Below are 18,771 nucleotides of genomic sequence, written 5' to 3' on the forward strand. Positions count from 1 at the left end.
TTTGCGGGAAAGAACAGATTCTACATCATCATATTTTTGCGAATAGAAAACTTCACGATAGCCATGGCATTGATGGAAGTAAAAGGAACATCCATTGGGTCATGATGCGGATTATAACTCACCAGTTTAAGACAATCTTCAATATCTGAACGATTGACATACTTTACGGCCAGGTATTCATCACCATCAATAATAAATGAAACCAAATACATTTCACCATAAATAACACTGCTCACACTGTTAATCTCTTTGAAACCTACAATATCACCTGATTTCAAAATAGGGTACATACTATCGCCACTTATATAAAGAGCACCATCACATAATGGAATGCTTGGGATCTGTATGTGTCCAACAATATATTCCTGTTTATTGGCTAGCAACGTTTTTAAATTAGCTGCCGCTGTAATATCGTATAATGCGATACTACGATTCCTTTTAACCTCATTGGTTTTAGGATTGTGAATCATATGTACCTCACCGCTAATCAAATTATTATCGCAATAGGTCGGTTCATAATATGGTTTTCCTTTACCTACGAGCAACCAATTGTAATCAACATCTTTCAATTTATTTAGTATCAACGGATAGTCTATGCTATTCCTGCTAACCCAATTGGATAGAGTAGCGCGAGATATTCCTAAAAACTCCGCCAACTCACTGTCTCTTTTAAAGCTTAGTACGATCTTCGCACGCTTCACAATTTCTCCAACATTCAAACATGTATCCATTATCTTGTTCTAATTAAATATATAGTTATGAGAAAAAAATAGTCATTTTCTGAAAACATAAGGCCTATTTGAAAATAACTTTTCAAATTTAGAAATAATAGTTTGGATACACAATAAAAAAAGAAGATATAATAATAAAAGGAGTACCCGCTTTATATAGATCTTATATTTATTTATACCATAAAATATAATCCTTCTTTCATTACATTTTTTTCCTATTATCCGAACAGTTTACAGATTCACTCAACAAGCTCTTATATAATTCATCCCTGCCTTCGTCTCTTCAATTAAAACGAAAACAGGGATGAATCTAAAAGCCTAAAAATAGATTATAATCCTAACTTGGATGAAATTTCCAACATCTTTCGGATAGGTTTTACGGCTTTCTGAGCTATTTCAGGATCCACCGTTATTTCGGGTGATTCGTTTTTCAAACACTCATAGAGCTTCTCCAACGTATTCAAACGCATAAAGCTACACTCGTTACATGCACAGGTACTATCGTTCGGGGGAGCGGGGATAAAGGTTGTTTGCGGGCATTTCTTTTGCATCTCATGGAGGATGCCCGACTCAGTTGCCACGATGTATGTGTTTTCCGGATGATTCACTGCATATTTCAACAGAGCAGCTGTGGAACCAACCACATCGGCCAATTTCAACACCACACTTTTGCATTCGGGATGTGCCAATACCAATACTTCGGGATGTGCCGCTTTCAGTTCTACAATCTTTTCCACGGAAAACTGTTCGTGCACATGACAGGCTCCATCCCATAGCAACATATTGCGGTTGGTAATTGAGTTAATATAATTCCCAAGGTTTCGATCGGGTCCAAAGATTATTTTCTCATCTTTGGGGAAACTTTCTACTATTTGGCGAGCATTGGTAGAAGTCACCACCACATCGGTTACAGCTTTTACAGCTGCTGTGGTGTTGACGTATGAGATTACGGTATATCCGGGATGGTCTTTTACAAACTGAGCGAATTGATCGGCAGGACAACTATCAGCCAGTGAGCAACCAGCTTCCAAGTCGGGTACCAACACTTTCTTGTTGGGACAAAGTATCTTGGCTGTTTCCCCCATAAAGTGAACCCCGCACATCACAATGATGTCTGCTTCCGTTTTTGCAGCCCATTGAGCCAATGCCAGACTGTCGCCTACGTAATCGGCAATATCTTGTATCTCTCCTTTCTGGTAGTAGTGACCCAAAATGATTGCATTCTTTTCTTTCTTCAGCTCGTTAATAGCCTTTATGAGTTCATTCATAATAATATTCTTTTCTATTCCTTATTTTAAAAAAATCCTTTGTTAGTAATGATAGCCTGTTAATAGTGTTAGCAAATAAATTTTCTATTTCTTTGGATATTAGTTATTAGTTCATAGATCTGTTTTATGAATAAGTTATGAACGGATTATAAAAACTCTATTTACTATCTACACACTTCATTATCAATGAAAGCTTCATCATATAGGAGAATGCTATTAACCCCTTGTTGATAAAGTGCAAAGTTAAAAACTTTATGTAGATAATAAACCTATTTGATGCTGAAAAATGTGTTTAAGGAAGTAGCGTAAGTTTGTGCTAACTTTTTTGGAATGTTCATTCGAATGTTTCCTTATCGTTTGTTTTGAATAATGCAAGGGTTATTTCTCAAAATCTTTGCCGATGATTTCGACAGGTTTTAAACCGTTATTAACACCACTGTTAACAGAAAAAAAGTACCTTTGCACCTGGAATATAACTATTAAGAAAGAATGTATGCGTAAACTGAAAATAACTGAATTAAACCGTATTAGCGCTGAAGAATTTAAGGAAGTAGTAAAGCTTCCTCTAGTTGTGGTATTGGATGATATTCGTAGTTTGCATAATATAGGTTCTGTATTCCGTACTTCAGATGCTTTTCGTATTGAGTGTATATACTTATGTGGAATAACGGCAGTTCCTCCACATCCTGAGATGCATAAGACTGCTTTGGGCGCAGAGTTTACAGTCGATTGGAAGTATGTTAATAACGCTGTGGAAGCTGTTGATAACCTCCGAAAAGAAGGATATGTAGTTTATTCGGTAGAACAGGCGAAAGGCAGCATCATGTTGGATGAACTGGAACTGGATAAGTCGAAGAAGTATGCTATTGTAATGGGAAACGAGGTAAAAGGCGTTCAACAGGAGGTTATTAACCATTCGGACGGTTGTATCGAGATACCTCAATACGGTACCAAACACTCGCTGAACGTTTCTGTAACTGCGGGAATTGTTATTTGGGATTTATTTAAAAAACTGAGTTGAAATACCTACTTATTGGGTTGTGAATAACCCGTTGATAGCTTGTATAAAGGATTGATTGTCAATTAAGAGTATCTGTTGATAACTATTGGAGTAAACAATTATCTTGCCGACTTTAAAGTTGTCCGTTTTCGACTAGCAATACGACTCTTTCTGTTAGTTTATCATCTCCCTCCGAATCATATTCCTTTTTGAGACTGGCACCGAAGAGAGCTGCAAAAGTTTGGTAGAATCCTGCTTTGAAAGGGCCCATGAATGCTTTTACCAACTCATAACTCGTCTGACTACTTTGCCGGTCGATTAGCTTTATCAATAGTTTGCCCTGGGAGAATGAAAGTTTCTTCATTTGAGGCGTATACTGTTGCTTGAGACCTTTCTCCACCCGTTTCATATGTTTTTGGCGACTCTTCTCATCAGGCAAAGTTTGCATATACTCATAAGTTTCGATAATAGCGCGGTTAATCTCCAACGAGATGGGGTACACCCTCTTCACATCACGTATCAGTTTATTATATTCTCTCCGTGCTTTTTCATTTTTGAATTGCAAGGGTGCGAAGATATACACAGTCCGTAGTTCGATGCAAGGAATCATTTCTCCCTGATAGGAGCACATCGGGACTAAGTATCCCCCATTTTGTGGGGTCTGAGCCTGGATGCACAACGAACAGGTAGTTGTGAACAACATCATTATTACTATGTTAACTCTCCATTTCATTTTGCAAAAATATGATTTAAATTTCATTATATTGAGCATTCTTTGTGAGATTAACCTATTTAAAGTATCTTCGTTTCTGTTTCTATACGAACACAATAAAATAAACATAAATAAGGGATGAAAACGAGTCAACACTTTTGGTTGATAAGTATTATAAACAGCCTGTTAATAATTCCTGCTTGTAGTGCTCAAAACCCGTCAGAAACACTTTTAGAAGAAGTATTCGAAGATTTGTCTGTTAATAACGATGTTACTAACCGGTTAATGAATCTACCTGGGAGAATGAATTGCAAGAGCTTGCTGAGCACATACACGATCCTATTAATTTAAACAAAGTTACGCGCGGGCAATTGGAACAGTTTCCTTTTCTTAATGATCTTCAAATAGAAAATTTGCTGGCATATATCTATATACATAATGGTATGAAGACTATCTATGAACTTCAACTGGTGAAGGAAATGGATAAGCAGACTATTCGTTATTTATCTCCTTTTGTATGCGTGGAAGCTATTAACAATGAGGAGTCTTTTCAGTGGAAAACCCTGTTAAGAAATGCGGGGAAGTATGGCAAGCATGAGGCGATAACTCGCTTTGATATACCTCTTTATAAGCGGAAAGGTTATGAACAAACTTATTTAGGCCCATCTGTTTATAACTCTGTGAAATATGGTTATCGCTATCGGGATCAGCTTTATGTAGGTATGGCTGCCGAGAAAGATGCAGGAGAACCTTTCGGTGCTTTACATAATCGGTATGGATACGATTATTACTCTTTTTATCTGCTGCTTCGTAATTGTGGACGGCTAAGATCGTTGGCTGTTGGTAACTATCGGATGAGTTTTGGCCAAGGGTTGGTTATTAGCACAGATTATATGATGGGAAAAACGGTATATGCTTCTTCCTTCAATAGTAGGAGTACCGGAATTAAAAAGCATGCTTCTACGGATGAATACAATTATTTTCGGGGAATTGCATCAACGGTCGCACTTGGTAAGTGGTGGACGGCATCGGGTTTCTATTCACACCGAACAATGGATGGAGTAATTACGGATGGTGAGATAACTTCGATTTATAAAACTGGATTACACCGTAGTGAGAAGGAAGCAGATAAGAAGAATCTGTTTACCACGCAATTAACAGGCGGAAACTTGAGTTATCAACAAAACCGTTTAAAATGGGGGATAACGGGTATTTATTACTTCTTCAATCGTCCTTATGAACCGGAATTAACCGGTTATTCTAAATACAATCTTCATGGGCGTACTTTCTATAATGTAGGAACTGACTATGCATATAGATGGTATCGCTTATCATTCCAAGGGGAGACGGCCATTGGCAAACAAGGGATGGCAACCATAAACCGTATACAATATTCGCCGACCGAAGATTATCAACTGGTTTTGATACAGCGCTATTATTCGTATCAATATTGGGCGATGTTTGCGCATTCGTTTGCAGAGGGAGGAAGCGTTCAAAATGAAAATGGATGGTATTTAGCTGCCGAAGCTACACCTTTCAGTCACTGGCGTTTTTTTGCTTCGTTCGATTGGTTCTCTTTTCCATGGATGAAGTATCGAATAAGTAAGCCTCTCAAGGTCTGGAAACTGTGCTTCAAACAAATTATTCTCCGTTTGATAATTTGACAATGTATTTGAAATATCGTTATAAAAAGAGAGAGCGTGATCTGTCCGGAACGAATAATGAAGTTACTTTGCCGACCTTTTCACATCAATTGCGTTATCGATTGAACTATTCAGCTTCGAAAATGTTTTCATTGCGTACAACTTTAGATTATAACCATTTTAGTATTCAGGGCAAAACTGCGAGCCATGGATATCTGGCTTCGCAAATGGTATCTTATCAACTGCCCTGTTTTCCTCTACGTATGGAAGTACAGGGCAGTTATTTTTCTACGGATGACTACGATTCGAGAGTATATGCTGCTGAGAAAGGATTACTTTACACCTTTTTTACACCGTCCTTTCAGGGACATGGGGTTCGTTGCAGTGCCCATTTGCGTTATGATTTAAATACCCATTGGATGTTCATAGCTAAATTCGGAGAAACGATTTATTCCGATCGGGATGAGATAGGTTCCGGCAATGATTTGATACGAGGAAATAAAAAGGCCGATGTGCAAATGCAGTTGCGAGTTAAGTTCTAGAAGTTGTGGAAAAAAAAGTGCCGGGAGAAGTAATTACTTTATTTCTTTAAAAAGTAGCAGAAAGCGGGTATATCCTATAGCGATTGATTAACTTTGCAATCTAAATTATAGATTGCAAATGACTGTTATTTTTCCTTCACCCATATTTGGTCCTGTTCATTCCCGTCGTTTAGGGGTCTCTTTAGGTATTAATTTGCTACCTGCCGATGGTAAGGTATGTTCGTTCGATTGTATTTATTGCGAGTGTGGATATAATGCCGAGCATCGGGCAAAAACGCCTCTGCCAACTCGTGAAGAAGTTCGTAAAGCTCTTGAAGAAAAACTAAAAGATATGCAGATCAACGGTCCGGCACCTGATGTACTTACATTTGCCGGAAACGGAGAACCGACCGCACATCCCAAATTCCCCGAGATTATAGAAGATACACTTCAGCTTCGAGATACTTATTTTCCCGAAGCCAAAGTAAGCGTACTGAGTAATTCCACCTTTATAACTCGTCCGGCTGTGTTTGATGCATTAAACAAAGTAGATAATAACATACTCAAATTGGATACGGTGGATGAAGGTTACATTCGTTTGGTAGATCGTCCCAACGGGAGCTATTCCGTTCGGCGTATGATAGATAAAATGAAAGCCTATCAGGGAAATTGTATTATCCAAACCATGTTTTTGAAAGGAAGCTATCAAGGCAAGGATGTAGATAATACATCAGATACGTATGTATTACCTTGGTTGGAGGCAATTAAAGAAATAGCCCCCCGTCAGGTTATGATTTATACAATCGACCGGGAAACTCCTGATCATGATCTAGAGAAGGCTACTCCCCAAGAGCTGGACCGGATTGTAGATCTGATAAAGCAATCCGGTATTTCGGCTACGGCATCGTACTAGGCGTTAAGGTGTCGCTGCCAAGTTCGCGCTTTACACGGGCTGCCCAGCCAGAGTTCCCACTTGACGTGCGAGGAGATGAGTAAACGGGATGTATGACTGCCGTTCTACTTCTATGCCGCGCTTCCGGAGGATCTTCGTTCCTGTCGTAAAAATAGTGTCCACAATATGAAACAATTCGGGATTATTTTGCTTATTTTGTGGATTGAATAAACTGATACCTTTGAAAGACACCTTATTAATATTAATTTATAGAGGCATAAAACAGTTGTGGGTTCTATTTGCTTTTCTGTTGTTAACGGCTGCCCAGCTCCCGGTTGACGACTTGAAGTTTGTAAATATGACCGATGCTTATGGACTTACGGTGCGCGAAACAACCTCTATTTGCCGCGATGGCGTCGGATTCATCTGGATAGCCGCCCGCACAGGCATCATTCGTCTGACGGACAGTGACAGCCGTATTTACCAACTGCCCTCTGAATCGGTAGCGGTATCTGTTGAAGTCGCCTGCCTAGACAACAATCTCTACGCGTTCACCAATCAAGGCGAGATATTCCGTTACGACTTGCTTATGGATCGCTTCGAGCGGTACTTCAACTTCGCCCGCTGCACCGGTGTTGCCGGTCTTTGGCTCTTCGATCTTGAGGCCGACCCGGATGGCGGACTTTGGCTGGCTTCCTCGGCGGGGCTGTATTACTACCACGATAATCAGTACGTGAAAATAGCCCCTGAAACGGGTGCCGTCACCGACATGACACCCCTCGATACTCACCACCTGCTTGCCGCTGGGCCACGGGGAATCTTTCTGATCGATACCGAACGGCGCTCTGTGGAATTGTGGAACCGGACGTGGGCCGACATCGAACCCGTGTCGCTTCTGTTCGACCGTGGCATGAGTCGCTTGTGGATCGGCACACAGAGCGATGGGCTTTGGTACGTCGATACCGCCACGCGCCAGCTGCATGCTGCCACCGCGCCGCACTTTCCCCAGCAGTGCATTAAGGATATTGAGCTGGTGTCCGACTCTACCCTTTGGTGCGGTATCGATGGACGCGGCGTGTGGAAACTCTCGCGCGACGGAAGCCGCGTACTCAACATCTGGCAGGAAGACGCCGACAACCCTCTCAGTATCCGTGGCAACGGCGTCTACGACCTCTATTGGCAACGTTCTGGACGAATCTGGGTCTGTTCCGTCACTGGCGGCGTGTCCGTCGCTGACCTTACATCGCCCGCCGTTACCCGCCTACAGCACCGCATCAACAACCCCAATTCATTGGTTAACAATCACATTCATGCTTTGATAGAAGATAGTAGAGGACAACTGTGGGCGGGAACCAACAGTGGCCTAAGTTGCTGGAATCCGCATACTGACAAATGGATCAACTATTTTGAAGAAAGAGATTCGGAAGCTTTCATCGTCTTAGCGCTCCGTGAGGACAGTGACGGAAACATCTGGGTGGGTACTTATGCGCATGGAGTGTATGTCATGGATGGTAAGAATCCGAGAATCATAGCTCATTACACGCGACAGACGGGTATTCTTGCCAAAACGGGCTTTGTGTTCGATATTCTAAAAGACAGAAACGGAGACATGTGGCTTGCAGGAATGGGTGGAGAGATACTGAAATATGACTATCTCACTCGGAAGTTTGAAACCTACCCGGTGAAACCGATATATACCATGGACGAATGGGACGATCATACCTTGATCCTAGGCTGCAATAACGGATTGCTCTTACTCGACAAGAACACGAAAAAACTGACCACTTTACTTACTAATAATATGATACAAGATGTAGCTGTGGTACAGGACAAAATATGGGTGGGTAGTAACGGAGGGGGCTCCTTAGCTACAACATGCGTACAAATGCGGTGGAGAAATATGATATGCGGCAAGGTCTCATATCCAATTATGTGAACAGCGTCCTTTATTCCGACGGATACCTTTGGTTGGGAACGGACAAGGGGCTTTGTCGTTTTAACACGATTGATAAAACGATTACCACCTATTCCTCTCCCATGACTATTTCCAATGTTTCCTACAATTCGGACGCATGCTTTCAGTTTCACAACGGTATGTTCGCGTGGGGAACGTCCGATGGGATTATTATCTTGGACCCGAAAACCTTGAATATGCAGGAGCCATCAGGTCGCATTTATATTCAGGACATACTTTTATCAGGTCAGTCTATCCGCCAATATCCCGACTTATTGCACAAAGTTCCGCTGGACAGTATCAGTAACATCACGCTCAATTATCAACAGAAAAATGTAACAATTCACATACTGCCGCTGGGTAACGATTCGCGTGCGGCACGCTTTTCGTGGAAAATGCAAGGGTTTGATGATGACTGGAGCGATCTGACCGATCAGCGTGACATCAACTATACGAACCTAAATCCGGGCACCTATCAGTTGTCTGTCCGGCTGTACAATCACAAACTCATATCCGAACGCACGCTGACCATTCACATTACCCCGCCTTTCTGGGCTACATGGTTGTTTAAGATTGCTTACATCTTGTTCGCTGGCTGGTTGGCCTACTTCTTGCTCCGGTTCTACATGAACCGGCTCAACCAGCGATATACCGAAGACAAATTGCGTTTCTTCACTAATATTGCGCACGATTTGCGTACGGCGCTCACACTTGTCAAGGCGCCTATCGATGAACTGAATCAAACGAACAGCTTGTCGGGACACGATAGAGAGTATCTTCAATTAGCGGCAAAACAGACAGAGCGACTGACGTCAGTTGCCAAGCAATTATTGGATTTTCAAAAAGTAGATACAGGTAAGGAACAGTTCGAACCGGTTATGGCCGATATCGTCGTACTTATAGGCTGCCGCGTCAGCATGTTCGAGACCATGGCAGCAGCAAAACATATCACGATTGCTTATTACCCTGATACAGAAACCTGCCTCACGGCGATAGACACAAATATGATGGAACGGGTGATAGACAATCTGCTTTCCAACGCCATCAAGTATTCGCCCGAACAATCTGCCGTTGAGGTGCATTTTCGTAGCGATGAAGACAAGTGGCGGCTAAAAGTGGTCGACCGAGGTATCGGCATCAGTCGAGAGGCCCAACGCGAGCTGTTTCACGAGTTTTACCGCAGCCAGAATGCACTCAGCGCACAGATATCCGGCTCTGGCATCGGACTGTTTATGGCAAGAATGCTGGTGGAGTTGCACAACGGGAAGATTAGCGTGGAAAGTGAAGAGGGAAAAGGTTCTACGTTTGAAATCATTGTACCTCGCTGCAAAAATGAAGAATATAAAGATACTGGCAAACAAATAAGCGCACCACAGGACGATCTGTCCAACGACTGTCCAACCGAGGATATGCGCATTCTGGTTGTTGAAGATAACAACGACCTGCGTAATTTTATGATACGTCCGTTGGCCAAGCATTTTAGCGTAGAGACAGCTGCTGACGGAGTTGAAGCATGGGAATACATCCAGCAGCAAATCCCCGACTTGATCGTATCCGACATCATGATGCCCCGTATGGACGGTCTGGAACTCTGCCGTCTAGTGAAATCTACCTTTGAAACATCGCACATACCCATCATTCTACTCACAGCCCTTTCCGAAAAGACGGACGAGTTGCGCGGTCTGGGGCTGGGGGCGGACGATTATATGACCAAACCGTTCGACATGAAGACGCTGACACAACGTATTGTGTCCATTATACGCAATCGGCGCATCCTCGGCGGAAGGTTTATCGCGTCCGGCTCAATGACCGAGGTGGAAGACAGTGCCGGCAAATCGGTCAACACGCTGAACGACGCTTTCGTGAAGCGAGCAATGGAGGTGGTCGTGCAGTATTTGGACGACACAGAATTTAGCAAGGACGACTTTGCCAGAGAGATGGGTGTCAGCACGAGTTTACTCTTCAAGAAGATGAAAGCGCTGGCTGGTATGTCCGTGGTAGACTTCATCCGCGGCGTGCGTATGGAACATGCTATGAAGCTTATTAGAGAGAATCGCTACAGCATTGGCGAGATAGCCTGCATGTGTGGGTTCTCGACCATCGGTTACTTCAGCACCACCTTTAAGAAACACTTTGGCAAGTCGCCCAGCGACTTCACCGGCTGAGTGTCGGTATCACTTTCCAACCAAAGTACATCTTTTATCTAAAAGTGTAAATCAATTATCTATTTGTAGAAGCCGATGGCGGCGGTATGGCGTATCTTCGCCGCATCTACTTTTTAATAGTACGATTATGAGAAACAACAATTAAACGCTATACTGTTATGAAGAAATATCTGTTGACTGTTGCCATTGCCGCCACGGGCTGCATGGTGACCCTTCCGCTTGACGCGCAAGACATGATTGCCAATATGCCAGCCACGATTCCGGCGGCAGTGCCCACCGAAAAGTCCGTCCAGCTGATTGACCAGGTGGAGCAGACGGGCACGTCGATCTTCTATCTGAAAGACATTGTGTACGAGAAGCGCGGCGACATCGAGTTGACGCTGCAACTGCTCATACCTAACACAAGTGATCACAAACCGCGACCTTGCGTGATGTACATTCCTGGTTCGGCATGGTTCAAACAGAACGTTTACATGGGTATCCCCAATATGATAGAGATGGCCAAACGTGGCTTCACGGTAGCATTATGGAGTACCGGAACTCGGGAATCGCATCTTTCCCCGCACAGGTGATTGATGCGAAGAACGCCATTCGATTCCTCCGCAAGAATGCCGAACGCTTCGGCATCGACACCGCCAATCTCTTCGTGTGGGGCGACTCTTCGGGCGGACACGTCTCCCTTTTCACAGGCATTACCACGGGGCAGGAGCTGGACGAGCCCGACTCACCCGAAGTACCGTGTACGGTGAGCGGCGTCATCGCCTACTTCCCACCCACCGACCTCTCGGTGCTTAAGGATGCGCCCAATACGATCAGCAAGGGTGACGCAAACAGCCCAGAAGGGCAGCTCATCGGTAAGAAGGATATCGCTGCTAACATCGACTTGGCACGTGCGGCAAGCCCCAACTGGTACGTAAAACCTGAAACTACCGTTGCCCCTGTGTTGCTCGCTGCGGGTACGCGAGACCGCGTGGTACCTTTTGCGCAGACCGACCTAATGGCCCACTGCCTTGCCGATAACGGCAAGACGTTCGAATACTATGCCCTCAAGGATGCCGACCACGGGTCATGGCAGTTTTGGACTCCGCAGATGCTCGACATCGTGGAGGCGTTCATCCGTAAGTACATAAAGTAATAAATATAATCATGAAGAAGAAACACATCCTGCTTGCCGTCACCGTATGGTTGTGCAGCGCTATGACGCAGGCACAAGACCGGAATTTTCATATTTATCTCTGCTTCGGACAGTCTAATATGGAGGGAAATACTCGAATTGAGCCACAAGACAAAGAGAACATAGACCCACGCTTCCGTGTAATGGCAGCCGTGGATTGTCCGGAGCTGCAAAGGGAGAAAGGACATTGGTACACTGCTGTTCCACCGTTGGCTCGGTGTAACACAGGTTTAACTCCCGCTGACTGGTTCGGTCGAACTCTTGTGGAAAACCTGCCAAAAGACGTGCGTGTAGGCATCATAATGGTGGCTGTGGGCGGTTGTAAAATCGAACTGTTCGACAAGAAGGGTTACCAGTCTTACACAAAAACCGCTCCCGAGTGGATGCGCGGCATGATCGAAGCCTATGGTGGCAACCCCTACGGACGGCTGGTAGAGCTGGCGAAGCTGGCACAGAAAGACGGCGTGATCAAAGGCATCCTGCTACATCAAGGAGAATCGAACACCAACGAAGCAGCATGGCCGGGAAAAGTGAAAGCCGTCTATGACAATCTGTTGAAGGATCTTAAACTGAAGTCCAACTCGATCCCGCTACTTGTGGGCGAGGTGGTACATGCCGATCAGGGTGGTGTATGTGCTTCCCACAATGCACTGATTGACAAACTGCCCGAAATCATCCCTGCTGCACACACGGTATCCTCGCAAGGCTGTCCGGTGGCGTTTGATAATCTGCACTTCAACGCATTAGGTTATCGAATACTTGGAGAACGATATGCGCAGACCATGCTCGAATTGTTGGGTTATCCGAAAGATCAAATGATTTCCGTAGTGGCTACTCCTGCTAAGACCAATGTGCCCAATGCCTCATTTCCTGCCATCCTGTCGGATAGCCGGGTGAAATTCCGGATCATAGCTCCAGAAGCGAAACAAATCCAGGTGGACTTAGGTAAAAAATACGATATGAAGCGTGATGCCGAAGGAGTGTGGACCTGCACCACCGATCCGCAAAGTCCGGGCTTCCACTACTACTCCCTATTGATAGACGGCGTGGCTGTGGCCGACCCTGCCAGCGAAACATTCTACGGAATGGGACGGATGGCTGCCGGCATTGAGATTCCTTTTGAGGGTGACGAATTCTATCAGGTGAAAAACGTACCTCACGGTCTGATTCGTTCGCAACGCTACTACTCTGATCTGACAAAGTCATGGCGACATATGTTCATCTACACACCTCCAAGCTACGATAAGGATAATGCGAAAAAATATCCAGTGCTTTACATTCAACATGGTGGTGGAGAAGATGAACGTGGCTGGGCACAGCAGGGTCATACCGATATTATTCTTGATAACCTGATAGCCGAAGGAAAAGCTCGCGAAATGATTGTCGTGATGGCTAACGGCAATGTCGGAAGCATGAACTTCGGTCATGCCTTGGGTAAAGATGCTTTCAGCTTGGAGTTGTTACAAAGCGTCATTCCTTTTGTTGAAAAGAACTATCGTACATTGACCGACCCTGCCAACCGTGCACTTGCCGGTCTGTCGATGGGAGGCATTCAGACGCTCAATACCGGACTACCCAATACCGATAAATTTGCCTGGTTGGGTGTATTCTCTTCCGGCTGGTTCACTCAATCCGACAACTCGGTGATGTACGACTATTTGGTGAAAAACAAAGATTTGGTCAATCGCAACTTGAAATCGCTGTTTCTCACGATGGGCGACAAGGAAGACATCGCTTACGAGAACTGCCAAAAGATGAAGGCAGAATTTGACAGGATAGGTCTCCGTTATAGCTACTACGACTATCCGGGTGGTCACACATGGCCGGTATGGAGAGAAAATCTGTATAGGTTTAGCCAGATTTTATTTAAGTGATGGGCTATGAAGACGTTCTAATGGATAATAAGTACTGTTTCCCTAGCTTTTGCGTGCAGCCTGCAAAGGCAAAACTATACTCATCTCCTCATGAAAATACCAATCAAACCCGAGATAATAGAGTCTGACAGGCTGACGTGGATGCAGCGTATCGGCTTCTCTTGCTCTATTTGAGGGATGTACTGCATTTGCGGTGCCAAGGGCAACAGTCCCAACGGCTCTTTCACCTTTCGACACCATCAAAACTATAACCATAAAAAATGAGAATCGCATGAAGAAGATTGCTTTTATCACAGCGCTAATGACCGTCACATTGGCGGCTTGTGCCCAGCTCCCCACATTTACCAACACGGGGAATCCCCTAGTTAAAGACAAGTTTACCGCTGACCCTGCTCCGCTGGTGCATGACGGTACTCTCTACCTCTATGTAGGTCACGACGAGTACTATGAAGGGCAGGACACCGCCAGCGGCGGCAAGGAATTCAACATCACTGAATGGTTGTGCTACTCCACCCGCGATATGCAGACGTGGACGGACCACGGCGCAGTGCTCCGTCCGACCGACTTCAGCTGGGGCGTGGGCGAAGCGTGGGCCGCACAAGTGGTGGAGCGTAACGGCAAGTTCTACTATTATGTCACTGCCCTTGCCGGCGAACCGTGGAACAGCCGCGGGGTAGGTGTGGCAGTGTCCGACAGTCCCACAGGTCCCTTTACTGACCCGCTCGGCAAGCCATTGGTATCCGACGACATGACCGATAACGGCGCTCGTGGCTGGTGGAACGATATCGACCCCACCGCTCTGATTGACGACAATGGTCAGGCATGGCTCTGTTGGGGCAATGGTACGTGTTTCCTTGCCAAGTTGAAACCCAACATGATTGAACTTGACGGTGAAATACGCACCATTGATCTGCCCCGCTATGTCGAAGGTCCGTGGCTCTCCAAGCGCAACGGTACTTACTACCTCACCTACGCATCGTTTGGCGAAGGCCGGGAAAATATCGCCTATGCCACAGCCCCCAGCATGGAAGGTCCGTGGACACCGCAGGGTGAACTTACCGGTATGGCTGAAAACAGCTTTACCATCCACCCGGGAATCGCTGACTTCAACGGTAAGAGCTACCTATTCTACCATAATGCGACACTAACCATTGATGGACATCAAGGTGCTATTGGCCGGCGTAGCGTCTGCGTCGACGAGCTCCGCTACAATCCCGACGGCACCATGCAGCATGTCCGGCAGACTACTCAGGCGTATCGACAAGCCGTGAAAAATAAAAATGATAGCGTCCTGCCATACCCTGTAGCGCAAGACGAAGGTGTCTCATAGTAAACGCCGCTAAACTAGACCTAGTTTAGCGGGCGTTTATATTACTGTGTCATTTGGTTGACGGCCACCACATAGAGGATATAAGCAGCGGCAATGTCGATGACATATTCGTTTTCGCTCCAGATGAAAGGATAGTCGTTGCGGTTTTCTGGTAAGTCGGGCTTGAGCAGCCGTATGCCAGGGACGACGCCCCCCGCGATGAACGAAAAGTCGGCCCGGTTGTTACCGTAGGCCACGCGCTTGTTGTATGCTCCCACGCCCGAGACGAACGAAATATCCGAGTCGGCGTGGGTGCCATAGAGATAGCTCAGTCCTGCGAAGACGTATTTTGTGTCCACCAACGCGGGGTAGTGCTTGTGCAGCAGGCATGCGGCAGTGGCCTGCGAGATGATAAGGCTATTGCCCGCCCAACTGTGGCGGCTGACAGCGACGCCGAACGGCGTGGAGCGGGAGGCAGGCTCGAGCACATTGTGTACCCAGTCGCGTACATAGGGTTCGAGCTTGTCTCGAAAGTCGTTGCCTAGGTGTGGATCATAGAGGCCAGTACCGGGGCGTTGAAGGAGAAGGCAGAGAGCATGTTGGGCAGTGTCTCGTCGAGATGGGCACGGTAGGTGGCATCGCCCGTGGCACGCCACAGTTCGTAAGCAGCGCGGGCTTCAAGGGTCGTCATGTATCCGGCGACAAAGGGTTCTTTGTCCTCGATGGGATGCTGTTGCCAGTCGTCGAAGAGCTTTCTTGCCGACGCAAGGCATTCAGCAGCGAGGGCATCGTTATAGCCCCTCAAGGTGCGTGCGGCGGCGGCCAGTGCGGTAACGGAACCGTAGTCGAGGTGGGCGGATCGTGTGGTGAAGGCAAAACGATCGTCGAAGTCCTTACTGTTATGGTTGTAGGGCCGTTCGCCGGAGCGGGGGTGGTAAGTCTGTGCCTCAGGTTGCCCGGTATAGTTGCGGTTGTTGGTTTTATTCGCCGCGTCGCCTAGGTGGCGGTACTGCCAGAGGTGAGACTCGTTGATGCCTTGTAGGGCATAGCCCACGGCCTTCACCTGTGCCACTAACTGTAGGGCACCGTGCTCGATCTGCTGCAATACATCGGGCTTGCCGTCGGTAGGTGGATCTCGACGTAGCGATTCGCCTGGTCGATAAGCGTCTCGTCACGTGCCACATCGAACTCCTCCCAGAGCTGCACCAGAGCGTTGATCACGGCTTGCTGCGAGGGTGTTTGGATATCGAAGTCGCCAGCGTCGAACCACCCGCCGACGTTTAGTCCGGGGATGTGTTCAAGCGGCTTGTACTTGTTGCCGGTGACCGGGCCTTGCCGCCAACCGTCCCAGTGCGAATAGTTGACGGGTGCCTGGAGCGCATCATCGAGGTGAGGTGCCCCGTGCCAGACGCGATATGCCTCGCGGACGAACATATGATCCATCTGCACGGGCAGGAAGACGTCGAGCGTATTGTGCCATGCGCGTTGGTAGACGTCGTCCGCTATGGGAAATGCCAGCGTGGTCTGCTTGCCGTAGGATAACTTGTAGACGCCCGGCTTGGTGACGGATGAGAAGTCGAACGTGACGTAGTCGTAGCGTTGCCAGCGCCCCCACTCTTTGGGCTTGGTGGTGAGTACTTCGGTCGTTGATCCGTCATCGTTTACCCGCAGCAAGGAAGCATTGGGGCGGGATTTATCATTTTTGTCGAGTTCGATGACTGCGAGCTTTGGCTGTATCGGAAGGTAGCCTGTCTGCGAGTGTCCGATGTTGGGTTTACGTACCCAGCCAGGTATCGTATTCGCAGTGATGAACCATTCGACTAGCTTGCCTGATTTGCCGGCGGGGAGCAGGTACGCAGCACGAACCAGCCGTTTTGGGCCTTATTGCGTCCATCGTAGAACATGAGGTCTTCGCCCGAGGTGGTTACTGTGATGTGTCGCTCGGGGTCGTCGGGAGCTATGCTAAACCGCTTTCCAGTAGCAATGGGCAGGGGTTCGGTCTCGCCGGTGGAGAGAGTTGTCATCTGGCCATCTGGGTACTGTGGTATCTCGCCGATGCGTTCGTCCATGACCCAAGTGCGGCCAAAGTAGGGCATAGGGGTGAATTCGAGGTTTAGCCCAGCCGTACCTGCGAGTGCGGAGGGCACGGGTTGGTCGGTCCATACGCTGATGGAAAAGCCTCCTTCGACTGTACGCCCTTGTATCTGGTAGGTGAACTGCGGGTCGTCGTACTTGAGTTGTGCGATGATGAGGTTGCTGTCACGCTCCACCCGTCTTTCGACTAGCGTGGGGTGCAGGTCCCATTGTCCGGGAGTAGGATTCAGGCGCACGTCACCGTTCGTAGCTGTGCGTAGGCCGTGGTGCACGATCTCGACTCCGGCCATTTTTGAATCATCAAACATGCCGTCGTACGAGTTGCTGAACACGAGGATGTTCAGCCCGGGAGCCTCGAAGTAGTTCGAGTCGTTCAGTGCCAGCAGCGCCGGACCGGATTCTGCGAGTTTGCTCTGACATGTAGTGAGGAGGAAGCAGATTGCCGCTCCTGTCAGGCTCCGGAGGATAGATGTGGATTTACTTTTTGCCATGGTATTTAATTGATGATGTTTTTGATGGTCGCAGCGAGCTGTTTGGGGTTGTCCTGGGCAGGCTGGAGGTTCCATATTACGGTGTATGATAGCGATTCTCCGGGTGCAAGCTTAGTGTAGGCTCCCTGATTCTCGATTTCGATGAAGGTTTTCCCACGATTGACGTATACTTGGATCTCGGCCTCGTTGGGCGCGGCCTGGCCGGCGTTGAGATCGGGAAACTGTTTGACGAAGAGCAGGTTGTCTGCCGTGAGATAGGCCAGCCACCCGTGTCCGTCAGCATTCACTTTGCGATTATTGTCGCGTACGTCGGTTCGGTACCATGCGAGATCATGCTTGGCGGTGAAGGCGATCAGATCGGTGGGTGAGATGGATTCGGTGGGGGTATCGAAGAAGATCAGGCCTTCGTTGGGGACGCGGGTTATTTCCCACGGAGCCACACGACGGGTCTCGGCGGACTCGTTCGTGATGATGTAGGTGATAGCGATGCCCCGGGTTTCGGGTCGGAACTCCTTGCGGATGCGGTAGTAGTGCTTCGGAGAGAGGTGACTGGTCATGACCAGTACCCGGTCGGACCGCTCCACGGTGTAGGGCATCTTATCGTACTCGGGCACGGGGGGCCAATTCCATTCGCTTTGGGGGCTGGTCCAGAAGGTGCTACCGAATGATTCGGGGAAGGTGGACTGCGACACAACCTCCCGGTCACCGTGCCGGAAAGATAAGATTCTGCCGCCCATGGCGCCGTCGACGGTCATGGTGACCGGTCCCGTTTCAAGCTGGTACTTTCCTCCCTCAAGGGAGCGAATGACGGGCTCGGTAGCCTGTACTGCCACAACGCCAAATAGCATAAGCAATGTGATCAGATTCTTCATATTCAGATCTATTAATGGTGAATAATGTGTGGAGGAGTCAACGGGAGGGGTTTAGACCAATCAAACCGATT

16 protein-coding genes and 1 pseudogene are annotated in these 18,771 nt (G+C 47.2%); 9 read left to right on the top strand and 8 right to left on the bottom strand.

Features of this window, described 5'->3' with window-relative positions; genetic code table 11:
* Positions 1–20: 20 nt before the first annotated feature.
* Positions 21–731 (bottom strand): LexA family transcriptional regulator, encoded by a 711-nt coding sequence (locus tag JCM10512_RS16540; RefSeq protein ID WP_044164789.1) that lies wholly within the window; start codon positions 729–731, stop codon positions 21–23.
* 329 nt (positions 732–1,060) lie between these two features.
* The gene (nadA, locus tag JCM10512_RS16545) at positions 1,061–1,999 is read right to left on the bottom strand and encodes a quinolinate synthase NadA (RefSeq protein ID WP_044164790.1); all 939 of its coding nucleotides are present in this window, start codon (positions 1,997–1,999) and stop codon (positions 1,061–1,063) included.
* Positions 2,000–2,492: 493 nt separating this feature from the next.
* Between nadA and JCM10512_RS16550 the strand changes: the two genes are divergently transcribed.
* Positions 2,493–3,020 carry an RNA methyltransferase gene (locus tag JCM10512_RS16550; RefSeq protein WP_044164791.1) on the top strand — a complete coding sequence of 176 codons (528 nt, stop codon included), beginning with the start codon at positions 2,493–2,495 and terminating at the stop codon, positions 3,018–3,020.
* 112 nt (positions 3,021–3,132) lie between these two features.
* Here JCM10512_RS16550 and JCM10512_RS16555 read toward each other — a convergent pair whose 3' ends face one another.
* Positions 3,133–3,732: a DUF4294 domain-containing protein gene (locus JCM10512_RS16555; RefSeq protein ID WP_044164821.1), complete on the bottom strand. Its 600-nt coding sequence runs from the start codon at positions 3,730–3,732 to the stop codon at positions 3,133–3,135.
* 117 nt (positions 3,733–3,849) lie between these two features.
* On the opposite strand from JCM10512_RS16555, the pseudogene JCM10512_RS16560 reads away from it, so the two are divergent.
* The 8 genes and pseudogenes from JCM10512_RS16560 (at position 3,850) to JCM10512_RS16595 (ending at position 15,264) form a co-directional block, all read left to right on the top strand.
* Positions 3,850–5,896, top strand: a pseudogene (locus JCM10512_RS16560) (helix-hairpin-helix domain-containing protein).
* Positions 5,897–6,014: 118 nt separating this feature from the next.
* Positions 6,015–6,788, top strand: coding sequence for a radical SAM protein (locus JCM10512_RS16565; RefSeq protein ID WP_044164792.1), 774 nt, complete (start codon positions 6,015–6,017; stop codon positions 6,786–6,788).
* A gap of 265 nt (positions 6,789–7,053) precedes the next feature.
* On the top strand, positions 7,054–8,703 hold the full coding sequence (locus tag JCM10512_RS21570; protein WP_148298445.1) for a ligand-binding sensor domain-containing protein: 1,650 nt from the start codon (positions 7,054–7,056) through the stop codon (positions 8,701–8,703).
* Positions 8,658–10,886, top strand: a complete 2,229-nt coding sequence (locus JCM10512_RS21575; RefSeq protein ID WP_158332232.1) for a hybrid sensor histidine kinase/response regulator transcription factor — start codon at positions 8,658–8,660, stop codon at positions 10,884–10,886. The genes JCM10512_RS21570 and JCM10512_RS21575 overlap by 46 nt, the downstream gene beginning before the upstream one ends.
* 158 nt (positions 10,887–11,044) lie before the next feature.
* Positions 11,045–11,458 (top strand): hypothetical protein, encoded by a 414-nt coding sequence (locus JCM10512_RS22820; protein WP_044164793.1) that lies wholly within the window; start codon positions 11,045–11,047, stop codon positions 11,456–11,458.
* The gene (locus JCM10512_RS16580; RefSeq protein WP_158332233.1) at positions 11,413–12,021 is read left to right on the top strand and encodes an alpha/beta hydrolase; all 609 of its coding nucleotides are present in this window, start codon (positions 11,413–11,415) and stop codon (positions 12,019–12,021) included. Before JCM10512_RS22820 ends, JCM10512_RS16580 begins: the two co-directional genes overlap by 46 nt.
* Positions 12,022–12,032: 11 nt before the next feature.
* Entirely contained in the window at positions 12,033–13,934 is a 1,902-nt protein-coding gene (locus JCM10512_RS16585; RefSeq protein ID WP_044164795.1) for a sialate O-acetylesterase, read from the top strand.
* Positions 13,935–14,205: 271 nt separating this feature from the next.
* Positions 14,206–15,264, top strand: a complete 1,059-nt coding sequence (locus JCM10512_RS16595; protein ID WP_081741412.1) for a glycoside hydrolase family 43 protein — start codon at positions 14,206–14,208, stop codon at positions 15,262–15,264.
* A gap of 41 nt (positions 15,265–15,305) precedes the next feature.
* Here the strand turns inward: JCM10512_RS16595 and JCM10512_RS22570 are convergent, their stop codons facing one another.
* From JCM10512_RS22570 to JCM10512_RS16610, 5 genes are read right to left on the bottom strand one after another with little or no spacing between them, the layout of a single operon-like run.
* The gene (locus JCM10512_RS22570; protein ID WP_148298447.1) at positions 15,306–15,731 is read right to left on the bottom strand and encodes a hypothetical protein; all 426 of its coding nucleotides are present in this window, start codon (positions 15,729–15,731) and stop codon (positions 15,306–15,308) included.
* Between the two features lie 53 nt (positions 15,732–15,784).
* On the bottom strand, positions 15,785–16,315 hold the full coding sequence (locus tag JCM10512_RS22575) for a glycoside hydrolase family 9 protein (protein ID WP_052517271.1): 531 nt from the start codon (positions 16,313–16,315) through the stop codon (positions 15,785–15,787).
* Positions 16,315–17,112 carry a cellulase N-terminal Ig-like domain-containing protein gene (locus JCM10512_RS22580; protein ID WP_148298449.1) on the bottom strand — a complete coding sequence of 266 codons (798 nt, stop codon included), beginning with the start codon at positions 17,110–17,112 and terminating at the stop codon, positions 16,315–16,317. Before JCM10512_RS22580 ends, JCM10512_RS22575 begins: the two co-directional genes overlap by 1 nt.
* A complete protein-coding gene (locus JCM10512_RS22585; RefSeq protein ID WP_052517273.1) occupies positions 17,064–17,828 on the bottom strand; it encodes a hypothetical protein in 765 nt (254 codons plus the stop codon). Before JCM10512_RS22585 ends, JCM10512_RS22580 begins: the two co-directional genes overlap by 49 nt.
* 5 nt (positions 17,829–17,833) lie before the next feature.
* The gene (locus JCM10512_RS16610; RefSeq protein WP_148298450.1) at positions 17,834–18,700 is read right to left on the bottom strand and encodes a hypothetical protein; all 867 of its coding nucleotides are present in this window, start codon (positions 18,698–18,700) and stop codon (positions 17,834–17,836) included.
* Positions 18,701–18,771 lie beyond the last annotated feature (71 nt).

Origin of the sequence: Bacteroides reticulotermitis JCM 10512 (assembly GCF_000517545.1) — a bacterium.
GTDB classification, from domain to species: Bacteria; Bacteroidota; Bacteroidia; order Bacteroidales; family Bacteroidaceae; genus Bacteroides; species Bacteroides reticulotermitis.

Bases quoted from the DNA above. Each gene is read 5' to 3' on its own strand.
- JCM10512_RS16540 (WP_044164789.1), bottom strand. From the start codon at position 731: ATGGATACATGTTTGAATGTTGGAGAAATTGTGAAGCGTGCGAAGATC.
- nadA (WP_044164790.1), bottom strand. From the start codon at position 1,999: ATGAATGAACTCATAAAGGCTATTAACGAGCTGAAGAAAGAAAAGAAT.
- JCM10512_RS16550 (WP_044164791.1), top strand. From the start codon at position 2,493: ATGCGTAAACTGAAAATAACTGAATTAAACCGTATTAGCGCTGAAGAA.
- JCM10512_RS16555 (WP_044164821.1), bottom strand. From the start codon at position 3,732: ATGAAATGGAGAGTTAACATAGTAATAATGATGTTGTTCACAACTACC.
- JCM10512_RS16565 (WP_044164792.1), top strand. From the start codon at position 6,015: ATGACTGTTATTTTTCCTTCACCCATATTTGGTCCTGTTCATTCCCGT.
- JCM10512_RS22820 (WP_044164793.1), top strand. From the start codon at position 11,045: ATGAAGAAATATCTGTTGACTGTTGCCATTGCCGCCACGGGCTGCATG.
- JCM10512_RS16580 (WP_158332233.1), top strand. From the start codon at position 11,413: ATGGAGTACCGGAACTCGGGAATCGCATCTTTCCCCGCACAGGTGATT.
- JCM10512_RS16585 (WP_044164795.1), top strand. From the start codon at position 12,033: ATGAAGAAGAAACACATCCTGCTTGCCGTCACCGTATGGTTGTGCAGC.
- JCM10512_RS16595 (WP_081741412.1), top strand. From the start codon at position 14,206: ATGAAGAAGATTGCTTTTATCACAGCGCTAATGACCGTCACATTGGCG.
- JCM10512_RS22585 (WP_052517273.1), bottom strand. From the start codon at position 17,828: ATGGCAAAAAGTAAATCCACATCTATCCTCCGGAGCCTGACAGGAGCG.
- JCM10512_RS16610 (WP_148298450.1), bottom strand. From the start codon at position 18,700: ATGAAGAATCTGATCACATTGCTTATGCTATTTGGCGTTGTGGCAGTA.